Genomic DNA, 14227 nt, shown 5'->3' on the forward strand with positions numbered 1-14227 from the left:
CACACGAAAAGGCGCTGCAGGCTTACTGTCCGCAGCGCCTTTTTTCACGTCCACGGCTGGCGCAACACTACAACGTGTAAAGCAGTGAGACGTAGCCGTAGTGGGTATCGCCCGCATCGGGCGCGTTGGGTGCGTTGCGCAGAAACGGCCCCTTGTCGAGTACCGCTGCCGCCAGTTCGAGCTGGAGGCGCCTGGGCAGGACCCAATAGCGCACCAGTGCCTGAAACTGGCTGCCCGCATCGCGGCCCGAAAGCCCCTCGCGATCGACCACCCGTGTAAAGGCAAAGGCATCGGTCGCCGACATCAGTCCCATCCGGCGCCATTCGACGAAACCGTCGAGGCGCTTGCTCGGCGCGGCATTGAGGCGCACACCCGCACTGGTGATATTGCTGCGCCCCAGTGGTCCAAACAGGGCCGCAGGCCCCCAATCGCCACGGCGCGGACCGTAGAGCAGGTCAAAACGCTCGTAGGCACGGGTCCCCGCCTTGTCCCCGCTCGCCAGATCCGCGAACAGCGTAAGCTGCGGCTTCCAGCCGTCCGCGAAACGATAGCCGATCTCGGCATGCGTGCTCCACGCGCGCACGGGAACGCGCGCTGCATCCGGCGCGCTCGACGTGCGGATCGTTCCGAGCTGCGCCATGCCTTCCAGTTCGTAAGACAGCGCCGGTGCGGGCGTTCCGCGCAGCCGCGCGCCCAGCGTGACAAGATGCCGGTTACGCGTTGCCGTCCCTCGGTAATCATCCTCGTCCAGCCCCAGGACATAGAGTTCGCCATCAACGCCGCCCACCGCGCGCGCTGCATGAACACCCCAGAATCGCAGCTCGAGCCGTTCGACGTCGAAGCGGAAATGGTTATCGGCCAGTTCCTGCTTGTCATCCGGTCGGCGAATGTCGGGCAGGGTGTAGAAGGCCGTAACCGCCAGCGGATCTGCGCCCGCGCTTTTCCAGTCGATGCGCACGCCGGTGAAAGCGTTGGCCGCGTTGCGAAAGCCGGGATCGCCCACCAGCCGCTTCGACCCGATGTTGAGCAGCATCCGGCCCGCCGTCAGGCGTGCGCTATCACCCAGCGGGAGGCGAACCCAGGCCTGCGCAATCTCGAGCGCATCGATGTCACCCGAGCCCAGCGGCGTGCTCTCGTCGATCGCGTAGGCGCGCGAATCGCGCAGCTCGAAGCCCGCCTCGAAGCCGTCTCCGCGATAACCGATGGCCAGGCTCGAGCGCAGCGAGAGCGCATCGTCGCTTTCGCGCCCGCCCGGCCGGTAGCCCCCGTCGAACGTCTCGTAGCGCGCCCGCACGCTGGCCGTCACGTCCCAGCGCGAGGAGGTCGCGTCCTCAGCCCGCGCGGTGCCCGCCGGGATTGCCAGCGCGCCCGCCATGAAACCCAGCAGCGCCGCCCCGCGGCGATCCGCGCGTTTGCCTTGTTTCCTGCTCATCGTATCGCCTCCCTTTGGTCTGTCCGGTGGACCGGTCCGGTGGGCCGGTCCGGTCGGTTCACGGCCCTGCTCCGCCTGGTCGGACCGATCAGAATTCGGCCCAGTCCGGGTCCACCGCGCGTTGCGCGCCGCCGCCCGATCGCCCGGATATCGGCATCGGCATCGGCACGAGGTCGTTCACCGGTGTCGCAAAGCGTTCGCGCGCGTCGAGCACGGCCCCACCCGAAAGGCGGAAGCGCGCGACGAGGCTCGACAGCTTCTCGGTCTCGTTCGACAGGTTGCGCGCCGCTGCGGTGCTTTCCTCGACCATCGCCGCGTTTTGCTGGGTCGCCACGTCCATCGCCGCGATCGCCTTGTCGGCCTCGCTGAGGCGCCCCGACTGGTTGGTCGCCGACGTGGTGATCTGGGTGACGATCTCGGTCGCGTGGTCGATGCGTTCGATGATCCGCTGGAGCGAGGAGCCCGTGCGCTGGACCATCTGCGCGCCTTGTTCGACCTGGCCCGAGCTGGTCTCGATCAGCGTGCGCACGTCGCCCGCTGCCTCGGTGGTGCGCTGCGCCAGCGCGCGCACTTCAGTGGCGACCACGGCAAAGCCCTTGCCCGCCTCGCCCGCGCGCGCCGCCTCGACGCCCGCGTTGAGCGCAAGCAGGTTGGTCTGGAAGGCGATCCCGTCAATCACCGACATGATATTGGCGATTTCCGCCGTCGATTTCTGGATCGCCTCCATCGCGCTGACCGCCTGGGCCACCACCTCGCCACCGTCACGCGCCTCGTGGACGGCATCGCCCACGCGCTGGTACGCCTGCTGCGCGCTCGACGCGGTGCCAGCCAGATCGTCGCTGAGCGCGCGGATCGTGCCCGCCACGTTGGCCAGGTCGTTGGCCTGGCGCTCGGTGCGGTTGGCAAGGTCGCTCGAGGCCTGGCTGAACTCCGTCGCTCCGGTCTTGATGCTCGCGGTCGCGTCGGACACGGTCATCAGCGTCTCGCGCAGGCGATCGACGGTGCGGTTGAAATCGTGGCGCAGCCGCTCGAAGGCCTGCCCCAGTTCGGGCAGCTGGACGGTGACGTCGCCCTCGGCCAGTTCGTGCAGGTGCCCGCCGACCATGGTCAGCATCTCGCGGGTCTCTTCCTCGCTGGTGCGCTTGTCGATCGTGGTCATGCGCAGGCGTTCGGCGGCCTGCGCCAGCTCGCCCACTTCGTCGCGACGCGCGAGGTAGGGCACCTGGGTCTCCAGCTCGCCGCCCTCGATCGCGAAGATCGACTGGCGCACGCCGCCCAGTTCCTCGACGATGGTGCGGCGCACCGCCCGCGCGAGCAGGTAGGACGCGAAGCCCGCCCCCAGGCAGATCACCGCCGAGACGATCAGGATCATGGTCGCCAACATGCTTTGTGCGGCGTCGATTTCCTCGCTGCGCGCGATCACCGGGTTGCGGATCGCCTCGATCGAGGAATCGACCTCGTCGCCCGAAGTCATGATCCGCTCGACCACGCCGGGCGCGTTCGACGGCCCCGTCAGCTCCTTCTTGACCACCCCGACATAGTTGTCCGCATTCGACACGACCTTGTCGATTTCAGCCTGTTCGTATTCGCCCAGCACTTTCCTGGTATCCGCGATCGAGGTCTTGAGGTCGGCCATGTTGCCTTCCATGTCCTCGCGGCTCTTCGCGTCGCGCACCAGCGCGTAGCGGAACACGTCGCGTTCGAGCGAGGCGAAGTCCTTCTCCAGCAGCGCGGCGTAGAGCGCCTGCTCACTGGTCTGGTGCGCCCGGTCGGTCATCGCAATGGTGAGCATCGATCCGACGACGGTGGTCGCCAGCAGCGCCACGCCGCAAACGATTGCTGAGATCGAGAGAATGGTGAGCCGCTGCGTGATCGAGCGACGGGCAAGCCACGAGGCCGTACCTTTTACCGAATGTTGCATACCTTACCCTTGGTCTTTAGCGTTGGCTGCGCCCGCTGTTGCGAACCGACAATGCCAAGGCCTTACCCTCACCCCGCATAAGCAAGGGCTAGGCCGGACCTAGGGGGAAGTGCGAGGATGCGGGTCAGGCGCGGGCAAGATTACGCTGCGCCGCCCGCGCGCTTCAGCGGCGGCCGGCGCCACCGCTGCGGCGCGCACGCATGGCATCGCGCATCGCGATACTCGAGGAAATGCGCGTAACCCCCGGCAGGCGCGAGAGCACTTCGCCGTGGATCACCTCGTAGGCCGCCACGCTCGCCGCGCGGATGCGCAGCCAGTAGTCGACATCGCCGGTCATCAGGAAGCACTCGTGGACTTCGGGGCACTGGCGCACCGCGTTTTCGAACCGCATGAGATAGTCGTCGGTCTGGCGATCGAGGGTTACCTGCACCACCACGTCGACCGCCTGCTCGCTGTCGCCGTCGCTCCCTGTTATGACGGTGTAGCCCCGGATGACTCCGCTGCGTTCCATGATCCGGATGCGGCGCAGACAGGCCGAGGGGGAGAGACCGACGATCTCGGCGATTTCGGAATTGGGCTTGCGCGCATCGCTGCGCAGCACGCGCAGGATGGCCCGATCCGCATTGTCGAGACTGGACGCCATAATCTACCACTACTTCCGCATAATCAGCCCATATGCCGCGCATTTTGGCATATTCTAGGAATGTTTGGCAAAAAGAATGAACGATACTGCGGTAACATCCATCTATCCTGTCGGGAACCCCAAGGAGGCAAGTCGCGTGAATTCCGGTGCCGTGCTGACCATCGATTTTGCCGCGCTGGCCGCCAACTACCGGCGTATCCGCGCCCAGGTCGCACCCGCGGCGGTGGCCGGGGTGGTCAAGGCCGATGGCTATGGCCTGGGCGCGATCGAGGTCGCCCGCACGCTGATGCGCGAGGGCTGCGAACACCTCTTCGTCGCGCTCGTGGGCGAGGCCAGCGCGCTGATCCCCGCGCTTGACGGCCCGGCCAGCGTCTATGTCCTCAACGGCTTGCTCCCCGGCCAGGAAGACGAATGCCTCGCCGCCGGGGCGATCCCGGTGCTCAATTCGCTCGACCAGGCGCAGCGCTGGGCCGCCACCGCCGCCCGCGCCAACCGGCGCCTTCCTGCCGTCGTCCAGGTCGATACCGGCATGGCGCGCATGGGCATGGAAACCTGGGAAATCGACGCCTTCCTGGCCGATCCGACCTTTGCCGAGCGGCTCGACCTGCGCCTGGTGATGAGCCACCTGGCCTGCGGCGACATGCCGCAAAACCCCTCCAACGCGCAGCAGTACGCGCGCATGAGCGCCCTGGCCGAGCGGTTTGCCGGCGTGCCCGTGGCGCTCGACAACAGCGCGGGATCGTTCCTGCCGCGCGGCCACTTCGCGATGGTGCGCGCCGGGATCGCGGTCTACGGCGGCGCGCCCAACGATGCCCCCAACCCGATGGCCCCGGTCGTCGCGCTGACCATCCCGATCGCGCAGCTGCGCACCATTCCGGCGGGCGCAGGGGTGGGCTACGGGCTGACGTTCCACACCGAACGCGAAACCCGCATCGCGACGATCCCGATGGGCTACGCCGATGGCTGGCCGCGCTGCCTTGGCAACACCGGTTCAGTGTTCATCGCCGGAACCCGCGTGCCGATCGTGGGCCGGGTGTCGATGGATTCGATCACGCTGGACGTGACCGACATCGCGCCCGAGCACCTCTATCCCGGCGCCCCGGTCGAAATTCTCGGCCCCCACCAGAGCATCGACGACGTGGCGCGCGATGCGGGCACGATTTCGTATGAGATCCTGACCCAGCTCAGCCGCCGCTACCACCGCATCCACCTCGGCCTGCCCGAAGCCTCAACCTCCGGCGCAAGCGCCGCCACGACAAGGTCCCCCTCGGCATGAAGATCGCAGTTCTGGGCAGCGGCGTCGTTGGTGTCACCTCGGCCTGGTATCTCGCCGAGGCGGGGCACGAGGTCACCGTGATCGACCGGCAGGAGGGCCCCGCGCTCGAGACCAGCTTTGCCAACGCGGGCCAGATCTCGCCGGGCTACGCCTCGCCCTGGGCGGCGCCGGGCATCCCGGTCAAGGCGATCAAGTGGATGCTCAAGAAGCATTCGCCGCTGATCGTGCGCCCCCGGCCCGATCCTGCAATGCTGCGCTGGCTGGCGGCGATGCTCGCCAATTGCAACGCGCGCGCCTACGCGATCAACAAGAGCCGCATGGTGCGCCTCGCCGAATACAGCCGCGACTGTCTCGACACGCTGCGCGACGAAACCGGGATCGCCTACGACGCGCGCACGCAGGGCACCTTGCAGCTGTTCCGCAAGCAGAAGGACCTCGACGCGGTGGCCAAGGACGTCGCCGTGCTCGAAGCCGACGGGGTGCCTTTCGAACTGCTCGACACGGCCGGATGCATCGCCGCCGAGCCGGGCCTCGCCAAGGCCCGCGCGCCGTTCGTGGGCGGCCTGCGCCTGCCGCACGATGAAACCGGGGACTGCTTCAAGTTCACCAACGCGCTCGCCCAGATGGCCGCCGCGCGCGGGGTCGAATTCCGCAGCGGCACGGCGATCCACCGGCTGGTCGAGGAAGGCGGGCGGATCGTGCGGGTGGACACCGACAAGGGTCCGGTCACCGCCGACGCCTACCTCACCGCGCTTGGCAGCTTTTCGCCGCATCTTCTGGCCCCGCTCGGACTTCGCCTGCCGATCTACCCGGTCAAGGGCTACTCGCTCACCGTGCCGATCACCCGGCCGGAGGAAGCGCCGGTCTCCACCCTGCTCGACGAGACCTACAAGGTCGCCGTGACCCGGCTGGGCGATCGCATCCGCATCGGCGGCATGGCCGAAGTCTCGGGCTACACGCTCACGCTGCCCGAGACCCGGCGCGAGACGCTGATCCACTCGGCCGCCTCGCTGTTTCCCGAGGCGGGGGATTTTGCCGCGGGCACGTTCTGGTCGGGCCTGCGCCCGATGACGCCCGACAGCACCCCGATCATCGGCGCGACGCGCTATTCCAACCTCTATCTCAACACCGGCCACGGCACGCTGGGCTGGACCATGGCCTGCGGTTCGGGGCAGGTGATCGCCGACCTCATCTCAGGCAAGCGCCCCGCGATCGAGGCGGGTGACCTTTCGCTCGCGCGCTATTAAGGCGCAGCCAACCTCCCTTCCAAAGGACAACCATGACCATCACCCGCATCGAACAGGGTCCGCGCATGACCCAGGCCGTGATCCACGGCGAGACCATCTATCTTTCGGGCCAGTGCGAGCCGGGCGAGAGCGTGACCGAACAGACCACCGCGGTCCTCGCCGAAATCGAACGCCTGCTGGACGCTGCGGGCAGCTCGAAGGCGCACATGCTGATGGCCCAGATCTGGCTCGCCGACATGGCCGACTTCGCCGAGATGAACGCGGTGTGGGACGCCTGGGTCGCCGACGTGCCCCCGCCCGCGCGCGCCACCGGCGAATCGAAGCTCGCGAGCGAGGAATACAAGGTCGAGATCATCGTCACCGCCGCCAAGGCCTGACGCGCCAAGGCCTGACGCGCTGGGTCGCCGCGCCCCAACGATATACACAAAACCCGTCCGGCCCCGCGCCGGGCGGGTTTCGTGCGTTCTGCACCCGGCGTGCGTTCGCGCAGGCAGGACCGCTTGCACCCTCTCCGATCGCGGCTATCGTGCGCGCCATGACCATCCGCCCGCTCACCGCGCTCGCCCCGATCCTCGCCCTCGCGCTGTGCCCTGTCCCCGCGCTCGCCGCGCTGACGAAGCCCGAAAAGGCGATCGTCGCCCAAGTCGACAAGGGGCAGGACAAGGACATCGCCTTTCTCGAAAAGCTCGTCGCGCAGAACAGCGGCACGCGGAATATCGAGGGCGTGAAGGCGGTGCGCGACATGGTCGCGCCCCAATTGCAGGCGTTCGGCTTTGCCGTGCGCTGGGTGCCGATGGACGCCGTGGGCCGCGCCGGGCACCTCATCGCCACGCACACCGGCACGCCGGGGACCACGCGCATGCTGCTGATCGGCCACCTCGACACCGTGTTCGAGCCCAGTTCACCGTTCCAGACCGCCAGGCGCGAGGGCGACACGCTGCACGGCCCCGGCGCGGCGGACGACAAGGGCGGCATGGTCGTCATGCTCGCCGCGCTGCGCGCGATGCAAGCCGCCGGAACGCTCGCCAAAGCGAACATCGAGGTCGTGCTGACCGGGGACGAGGAAGCCGTCGGCGCGCCGGTCGAGGCCGCGCGCGCCGATCTCGTCGCGGCGGGCAAGCGCGCCGACGTCGCGCTCGATTTCGAAGGGCTGGTGGTGCTGGACGGGCAGGACTACGGCTCGGTCGCGCGGCGTTCCTCGACCAGCTACACCATCGCCGCGACCGGCCAGACATCGCATTCGAGCGCGATCTTCTCACTCCCCGTGGGCGATGGCGCGATCTACGAACTGGCGCGGATCATCAGCGCCTTTCGCACCGAACTGCCCGAACCCAACCTGACCTTCAACATCGGCCTTATCGGCGGCGGCGCGAGCGCCACGCTCAGCCCCGACGAAGCTGAGATCACCGCGACCGGAAAGACCAACATCGTTCCCCCCGTCGCGATCGCCAAGGGCGACATGCGCGCGCTGACCACCCAGCAGATCGCGCGCGTGCAGGACAAGATGAAAGCCATCGTCGCGCGCCACCTGCCGCAGACCAGCGCCACCATCACCTTCAAGGAAGGCTACCCGCCGATGACGCCGACGCCGGGCAACCAGGCGCTGCTCGACCGGCTCAACGCGATCAACGCCGACCTCGGCCTTGCCACGATGCCCCCGCTCGACCCGCTCAAGCGCGGCGCGGGCGACATCAGCTTCGTCGCGCAATACGTCGATGGCCTCGCCGGCATGGGGCCGAGCAGCCGGGGCGATCACACGCCGGAAGAACGGGTCGATCTTTCCAGCTTCCCGCGCCAGATCAAGCGCGCCGCGCTGCTGATGACCCGCCTCAGCACGGGCAGGAGCGGCAAGGCGCATTCGGGTACGCAAGCGCGCTGAGCGTGCCCGCGCCGGGTGGGACGCGGGCGCTCGGCTGCCCCACCCCGCGGCGACGAGGTTCGCTACGCTCTTCCAAGTCTCGCTGCCCCGCCCGCACGCGGGAGGGGGGGGACATGGCGCGTCGCCCTCCCGCGTGCGGGAGGGCCGGAAGGCTTGGGACCGAAGGGACCTAGGCGAACATCGCGCGTTCGGCCCGGATCGCGGTGACCAGCCGGTCCAGTTCGGCGGTAGTGTTGAACAGCGCGGGCGTGACGCGCAGGCCCGGCCCGCTCGCCAGTCCGGCCTTGGCGACGACTTGCAGCGCGTACTTGTCACGAAACAGCGCCTGTGCGCGCTGGTAACGCGCGTAATCGGTGCCCATGCCGGACAGCCGAAAGGCGGTGATCGCACCATAGCGCCCCGCCTCTTCGGGCACGAGGATTTCGAGCCCCGGCACATCGCGCACCCGCTCCACCCAGTAATTGCGCAAGGCGAGCAGCCGCGCGAACTTGGCCTCCCCGCCGATCGCCTCGTGCAGCGCCACCGCGTCGCGCACGGTCAGGCGCGCGGCGAAATCGACCGTGCCCGACAGGATGCGCGCGCGAATGTCGTCCTCGGCGTAGATCCGGTTGCCGAGGAACGGCGCGATGTCGCCCAGCCGTTCCTTGCGGATATAGATGCCACCGGTGCCAAGCGGCGCGGCGAGCCACTTGTGCAGCGAAAAGCCGATGAAGTCCGCCCCGGTGTCTTCCACCGTGAAAGGCAGCTGGCCCACCGCCTGCGCGCTGTCGAGAATGACATCCACCCCGCGCGCCTTGGCCATGGCGACGATCTTCCTCACCGGCGGGATCAACCCGTTGCGGTTCGAGACGTGGGTGAGCAGCAGCAGCTTTGCACGCGGCGTTTCGCGCAGGACCTTCTCGTAGGCGGCGAGGATATTGGCCTCGGTGTGCGGTTCGGGCAGCGCAAAGCGCACGACCTTCGCGCCGCGCATCTCCTCGAGGTAATCCATCGCGTACTGCATTTCGTCGTAATCGACATCGGCGTGGATCACCGCATCGCCGGGGCGCAGCAGCCGGTAATTGACAATCAGCGCGTAGAGCGCCTCGGTCCCGCCGCCTGCCAGCGCGATCTCGTCTGGCGTGCAGCCGAGCAGGCCCGCCACCGCCACGCGCGAACGGTCAATCTCGGCGTCGCGCGGATGATCCTTGAGCGCGCTGCGCAGAAACAGCGAATTCTCCCGGTTCACGAACGCCACCCGATCGAGGTAGGCGGCGTGGATCGGCCGGGTCATCGCGCCGTAATAGGCCGCATCGAAATTGGCGATGCTCCGGTCAACGTCGTAAAGCCCATCGAGCGGGCTATCGAGCGCGGTGAAATCGACCTTGCCCGGCGCCAATGGCGCTACACTCGCTGCACCGGCGGCACCCGCGCCAAGCGTCACCGCGAGCGATGCCAGGCCTGCGCCCGCGATGAACTGCCGCCGATTTTCCATGCCCCTGCTCCTTGTTACACCGTATCATGCTGCACTGCAAAACGGCGCAAGGAAAGGGAAAATCGACGGCGGCAGGTTCGCTCAGGCCGTGCGATCGACCCACCAGCGCATCAGCACATGCGCCACCGCAGTATGCGCGGGCGCATCGAAGGCGCGGCCCGGCTCACCGCGCCCTTTGGCCTCGAGCGCGTCGAGGATGTCGGCGCGGGTGAACCACCTGAGGTCCTCCAGTTCGCTGGCGTCCATGGTCAGCTCGGTGGAGAGCGCATAGCCGTGGCAGGCGAGCATGAGCGAGGAGGGAAACGGCCAGGGCTGGCTCGCCACGTAGGACACGCCCTTCACGCGCACGCCCGCTTCCTCGAAGACCTCGCGCATGACGGCTTCTTCCATCGTCTCGCCCGGTTCGAGGAAGCCCGCGAGGGTCGAATAGCGCCCCTCGGGAAAGCGCGGCTGGCGGCCGAGCAGCAGCTTGCCCTCGTGCTCGATGGCCATGATCGTCACCGGATCGACGCGCGGGAAATGCGCCGCGCCGCAGGCCTCGCTGGTGCAGGTACGCTGCCAGCCGCCCTTGTCGAGCCGCGTGGGCGAACCGCACTGCGGGCAGAAGCGGTGCCGCGCGTGCCAGCTCACCAGCGAGCGCGCGCCGCCGTAAGTCGCCAGTTCCCCCGCGCCGAGCACCGCCATCGCGTTCCAGCTGGCGGGCCCGGCATGGGGGCTCTCGCCCGGCGCCAGCGTGGGTACCGGCGCGAAGCAGCCGCGCGCCGCCTCGCCCAGCCCCTCGATGCCGAGGAAAATCAGCTCGGCGCCTTCGTCAACCTGATCGAGCGTGCCCCAGCTCAGGTGCTGGTCGGGCGAAAGCACCGGATCGAGCCCGTCGAGCAGCAGCACCCTGGCGCGCTCGGTCTTGAGCGCGGCCAGCGCGGCGGGATCGTTGCGCACGGGATCAGCACGGTCGAGCGGCGATCCGGCGTAGGCGATCGGCAGCAGCGGGCGGGAGAGGGTCTGGGGGGCGGACATGCTCAATGATTCTCCACAAGGGCGGTCACGTCGGCTTTGAGGGCCGACTGGAATTCGGGCAGCAACGTCGTTGCATCAGGCGGCATGAACTGAACGAAAATCTGCGAGCGAAGGCCGCGCGCCATATCGACCATGCCCACCGTCCCCGCCGCGCCCGACCAGCCGAACATCCCCGCCTCGCTGCCGAGCCCGACGCGCCCGCCCGCGCCGAAGTGGGAGGGGCGTCCCTTCGTCACCGGCCCGGCGACGCCTTCGGGCAGCAGGTTGGCGGTGCCCACGCGCACCGCCAGCTCGCCCAGCACGCGCCGCCCGTCGAGCTTGCCGAACTGGGCGAGCAGGCGCAGAAAACGGTCGTAATCGCGCGGTGAGCTGACCAGCCCCGAACCCCCGAAAGCGAACGGCGGGGGATCGAGGAAGATCGAGCTTTGCCCCTCGTCGATCGGCACCAGGCCTTGCCCCAGCGCGCCGTAATTGGTGGTCATGCGGTGCGCCTGGCTGGCGGGCACCTGGAAGAAGGTGCTGGTCATCCCCGCCGGGCCCAGGACGACATCGCCCAGATAGCGCGCGAACGGCAGCCCCGAGACGACCTCGATCACCCGGCCGAGCAGGTCGAACCCCATCGAATAGCTCCACCGCGTACCCGGATCGGCGACCAGCGGCACGCTGGCCAGCCGATCAGCGAAAAGCGCAAGACTGCCGACCGGCGTACCATCGAACACGCCGGGCAGTTTCAGGCGGCTGACCTGCCCTGCGATCAGCCCCTTTTCCTCCATCAGCGCCTTGATCGGCCCCTTCTGGACGATCGCATAGCCGATGCCGCCGGTGTGGGTGAGCAGATGGCGGATGGTGATCGGGCGCGGCGCGGGGTGCAGCGCGGTGATCGAACCATCGTAGCTGTCCTGCACCTGCATGTGCCGAAACGCGGGCAGGATGTCGTAGAGCGGCTGGTCGAGCCCGAGCAGGCCATCGTCGATCAGCTGCATCACCGCCATGCCGGTGATCGGCTTGGTCATCGAATAGATGCGAAACAGGCTGTCCGGCCCCATCGGCGTGCCCTGGGTGAAGCCTTGCGTTCCACTCAGCGCGTAGTGCGGCTCGCGTCCGGGCAGGCCGAGCGAGGCGACCATGCCGGGGAAGCGCCCCGGCCCGGTCCAGCGCGCCAGCACCGCGCGGACATGCGGCAGAAGATCGCGATCGCTGGCCGCGCGCGCCAGACCCGGCAGCGCCGCCGCCGAGAGCCCGGCTGCCGCGCCAAGGGCCAGCAACCCGCGCCGGTCGAGCCGGGTAGTCAAGGGAAACGCGGCGGGATCGATCATGCCTCTTCTCCGGTCCGGGCGAGCGCGAGTTGCGCGGCCTTGGCATAGAGCGTGGGCAGCCCCGCCGCGTCCAGCGTTTCAAGCGGCCACCACTCGCCCTCCCCCGGAGGCTGCGGCGCGGCGCCAACGTGGAGCGAGACGCTCAGCTCGAGCGCGAAGTGGCTGAACACATGGCGCACCCGGCCCGCCGCTTCCCACGGCCCTTCGCAGACGGGAACCCCGTCGCCATCGCCGCGCGCGGCCCAGCCATCGTCGGGCAGCGCGCGCATCCCGCCGAGCATACCCTTGCCCGCGCGGCGCACCAGCCAGACATGGTCTTCGCCCCCGATCCGCTGCTCGATCCAGAAGGCGCGGCCCTGCCGGGTCGGCTTGGCCTTCTTCGCCGCCTTGACCGGCAGGCGCGCAGGATCGCCGCCGGCGCGCGCGCGGCAGGCGGCGGCGAGCGGACAGAGCAGACAGCGCGGGTCGCGCGCGGTGCAAATCGTCGCGCCCAGGTCCATCATCGCCTGCGCGAAATCGCCCGCGCGCGTCTCGGGCGTAATCGTATCGGCCCCAGCGCGGATCGCCGGGCGGGCGCCGGGCAAAGGCTCCTCGATCGCGAAAAGCCGCGCCACCACCCGCTCGACATTGGCATCGACCACCACNGCGCGCGGTGCAAATCGTCGCGCCCAGGTCCATCATCGCCTGCGCGAAATCGCCCGCGCGCGTCTCGGGCGTAATCGTATCGGCCCCAGCGCGGATCGCCGGGCGGGCGCCGGGCAAAGGCTCCTCGATCGCGAAAAGCCGCGCCACCACCCGCTCGACATTGGCATCGACCACCACCGCCCGCCGCCCGAAGGCGATCGCGGCGACCGCCGCGGCGGTATAGGCGCCCAGCCCCGGCAAGGCGCGCAGGCCCTCCTCGCTGTCGGGAAACACGCCGCCATAGGCACCGGCGACTTCGCGCGCGCAGGCCAGCAGGTTACGCGCGCGGGCGTAGTAGCCCAGCCCCGCCCAGGCGGCCATGACGTCCGCATCGTCCGCCCCCGCCAGCGCCGCGACATCGGGCCAGAGCGCGGTGAATTTGGCGAAATAGTCCTTCACCGCGGCCACCGTGGTCTGCTGGAGCATGACCTCGGACAGCCACACGCGGTAGGGCTCGGGCGCCGGGGTGCCGGGCGGCGCGCGCCAGGGCAGCGTGCGGGCGTTCGCATCGTACCAGTCGAGCAAGGCGCGGGAGATGTTTTCCGAACTGGCATCCATGCCAGCCCTATGGCATTGGAGCCCGCGTAAGGAAACGGGTCTGATGGAACGCGATCACCGCAAGAACTCGGGCGAGAGCCCCGCAAAGACGCCCGGAACGGCGCCCGGCAAGGCTGCGACCACGGCTGCGAGCAAGACGGCTGGCAAAGCTGCGGCCAAGGCTCCCAAGCCCTACGAGCGGCCGCGCGGCGGGCAGGCGCGCTCGATTTCCGACCTCATGCCCAATATCGGGCGCACCGCCTTTCGCCGCTTCGGCTTCGTCCAGTCGAGCGTGGTCACCCGCTGGCCCGAGATCGTCGGCCCGCGCCACGCCCGCGTGTGCATGCCCGAGGCCATCCGCTTCCCCCCCGGCGAAAAGAGCGACGGCATCCTCCAGCTGGTGGTCCGCCCTGCGCACGCGCCGCTGATCCAGCACGTCGTGCCCGAAATCATGGAGCGGGTGAATCGCTTCTTCGGCTACAAGGCCGTCGCCAAAGTGAAGATCCGGCAAGGCGAGGTTAAGGCGCCGCCTGCTTCACCGAAACGAACTGCGCCTCCCTCCCTCAAACCGGTGCCTTTCGAGCTTGGCGAATCGCTGCGCGATATCGGCGATCCCGAACTTCGCGCCGTCCTGGAATCGCTCGCGCGCAGCATGAGCGCGAAGGAAGATCGGAAAGACGACTGATGCCTGCTGCTTTCAAGACCCCTGCTGCTTTCAAGACATTTGCTTTGAAGACTGTCGCCACCCGCGCCGCGCGCCTCGGCGCCCTGGCCGCCGGAGCCGGGGCGTGCCTTGGCCTT

11 protein-coding genes and 2 pseudogenes are annotated in these 14227 nt (G+C 68.7%); 5 read left to right on the forward strand and 8 right to left on the reverse strand.

Annotated features, from left to right (window positions below; translation table 11 throughout):
* Nucleotides 1–67: 67 nt before the first annotated feature.
* The 3 genes from MTR62_RS12685 to MTR62_RS12695 all read right to left on the reverse strand — a co-directional run bounded on the left by MTR62_RS12685 (nt 68) and on the right by MTR62_RS12695 (nt 3996).
* The gene (locus MTR62_RS12685) at nt 68–1432 is read right to left on the reverse strand and encodes an alginate export family protein (protein ID WP_244021440.1); all 1365 of its coding nucleotides are present in this window, start codon (nt 1430–1432) and stop codon (nt 68–70) included.
* A gap of 88 nt (nt 1433–1520) precedes the next feature.
* A complete protein-coding gene (locus tag MTR62_RS12690; protein ID WP_244021443.1) occupies nt 1521–3353 on the reverse strand; it encodes a methyl-accepting chemotaxis protein in 1833 nt (610 codons plus the stop codon).
* A gap of 163 nt (nt 3354–3516) precedes the next feature.
* Nucleotides 3517–3996 (reverse strand): Lrp/AsnC family transcriptional regulator, encoded by a 480-nt coding sequence (locus MTR62_RS12695; protein WP_244021445.1) that lies wholly within the window; start codon nt 3994–3996, stop codon nt 3517–3519.
* A gap of 136 nt (nt 3997–4132) precedes the next feature.
* Between MTR62_RS12695 and alr the strand changes: the two genes are divergently transcribed.
* From alr to MTR62_RS12715, 4 genes are all read left to right on the forward strand, one after another.
* Nucleotides 4133–5272: an alanine racemase gene (gene alr / locus MTR62_RS12700; RefSeq protein WP_244021447.1), complete on the forward strand. Its 1140-nt coding sequence runs from the start codon at nt 4133–4135 to the stop codon at nt 5270–5272.
* Complete coding sequence (locus MTR62_RS12705) at nt 5269–6519, forward strand: D-amino acid dehydrogenase (protein ID WP_244021449.1); 1251 nt, start codon at nt 5269–5271, stop codon at nt 6517–6519. The genes alr and MTR62_RS12705 overlap by 4 nt, the downstream gene beginning before the upstream one ends.
* Before the next feature lie 32 nt (nt 6520–6551).
* Nucleotides 6552–6896: a RidA family protein gene (locus tag MTR62_RS12710; RefSeq protein ID WP_244021453.1), complete on the forward strand. Its 345-nt coding sequence runs from the start codon at nt 6552–6554 to the stop codon at nt 6894–6896.
* Nucleotides 6897–7054: 158 nt separating this feature from the next.
* Nucleotides 7055–8398: a M20/M25/M40 family metallo-hydrolase gene (locus MTR62_RS12715; RefSeq protein WP_244021454.1), complete on the forward strand. Its 1344-nt coding sequence runs from the start codon at nt 7055–7057 to the stop codon at nt 8396–8398.
* 169 nt (nt 8399–8567) lie between these two features.
* On the opposite strand, the gene MTR62_RS12720 is transcribed toward MTR62_RS12715, so the two are convergent.
* From MTR62_RS12720 to MTR62_RS21705, 5 genes and pseudogenes are all read right to left on the reverse strand, one after another.
* Nucleotides 8568–9872 (reverse strand): aminotransferase class V-fold PLP-dependent enzyme, encoded by a 1305-nt coding sequence (locus MTR62_RS12720; protein WP_244021455.1) that lies wholly within the window; start codon nt 9870–9872, stop codon nt 8568–8570.
* A gap of 81 nt (nt 9873–9953) precedes the next feature.
* A complete protein-coding gene (nudC, locus tag MTR62_RS12725; RefSeq protein WP_244021458.1) occupies nt 9954–10889 on the reverse strand; it encodes an NAD(+) diphosphatase in 936 nt (311 codons plus the stop codon).
* Between the two features lie 2 nt (nt 10890–10891).
* Complete coding sequence (locus MTR62_RS12730) at nt 10892–12205, reverse strand: serine hydrolase domain-containing protein (RefSeq protein ID WP_244021460.1); 1314 nt, start codon at nt 12203–12205, stop codon at nt 10892–10894.
* Nucleotides 12202–12864 (reverse strand): annotated as a pseudogene (locus MTR62_RS21700) (NUDIX domain-containing protein); the annotation flags it as partial. The pseudogene MTR62_RS21700 and the gene MTR62_RS12730, both read right to left, overlap by 4 nt.
* Nucleotides 12851–13447, reverse strand: a pseudogene (locus tag MTR62_RS21705) (A/G-specific adenine glycosylase); the annotation flags it as partial. The pseudogenes MTR62_RS21700 and MTR62_RS21705, both read right to left, overlap by 14 nt.
* A gap of 43 nt (nt 13448–13490) precedes the next feature.
* Between MTR62_RS21705 and MTR62_RS12740 the strand changes: the two are divergent.
* On the forward strand, nt 13491–14111 hold the full coding sequence (locus MTR62_RS12740) for a DUF721 domain-containing protein (protein ID WP_244021463.1): 621 nt from the start codon (nt 13491–13493) through the stop codon (nt 14109–14111).
* Nucleotides 14112–14227 lie beyond the last annotated feature (116 nt).

This window comes from Novosphingobium organovorum (genome assembly GCF_022832435.1).
In the GTDB taxonomy this organism is placed as follows: Bacteria; Pseudomonadota; Alphaproteobacteria; order Sphingomonadales; family Sphingomonadaceae; genus Novosphingobium; species Novosphingobium organovorum.

What these genes read in the sequence shown, in the direction of transcription:
- MTR62_RS12690 (WP_244021443.1), bottom strand. Translation starts at nt 3,353, where the DNA reads ATGCAACATTCGGTAAAAGGTACGGCCTCGTGGCTTGCCCGTCGCTCG.
- MTR62_RS12720 (WP_244021455.1), bottom strand. Translation starts at nt 9,872, where the DNA reads ATGGAAAATCGGCGGCAGTTCATCGCGGGCGCAGGCCTGGCATCGCTC.
- MTR62_RS12740 (WP_244021463.1), top strand. Translation starts at nt 13,491, where the DNA reads ATGGAACGCGATCACCGCAAGAACTCGGGCGAGAGCCCCGCAAAGACG.
- MTR62_RS12730 (WP_244021460.1), bottom strand. Translation starts at nt 12,205, where the DNA reads ATGATCGATCCCGCCGCGTTTCCCTTGACTACCCGGCTCGACCGGCGC.
- MTR62_RS12710 (WP_244021453.1), top strand. Translation starts at nt 6,552, where the DNA reads ATGACCATCACCCGCATCGAACAGGGTCCGCGCATGACCCAGGCCGTG.
- MTR62_RS12695 (WP_244021445.1), bottom strand. Translation starts at nt 3,996, where the DNA reads ATGGCGTCCAGTCTCGACAATGCGGATCGGGCCATCCTGCGCGTGCTG.
- MTR62_RS12715 (WP_244021454.1), top strand. Translation starts at nt 7,055, where the DNA reads ATGACCATCCGCCCGCTCACCGCGCTCGCCCCGATCCTCGCCCTCGCG.
- MTR62_RS12705 (WP_244021449.1), top strand. Translation starts at nt 5,269, where the DNA reads ATGAAGATCGCAGTTCTGGGCAGCGGCGTCGTTGGTGTCACCTCGGCC.
- MTR62_RS12685 (WP_244021440.1), bottom strand. Translation starts at nt 1,432, where the DNA reads ATGAGCAGGAAACAAGGCAAACGCGCGGATCGCCGCGGGGCGGCGCTG.
- nudC (WP_244021458.1), bottom strand. Translation starts at nt 10,889, where the DNA reads ATGTCCGCCCCCCAGACCCTCTCCCGCCCGCTGCTGCCGATCGCCTAC.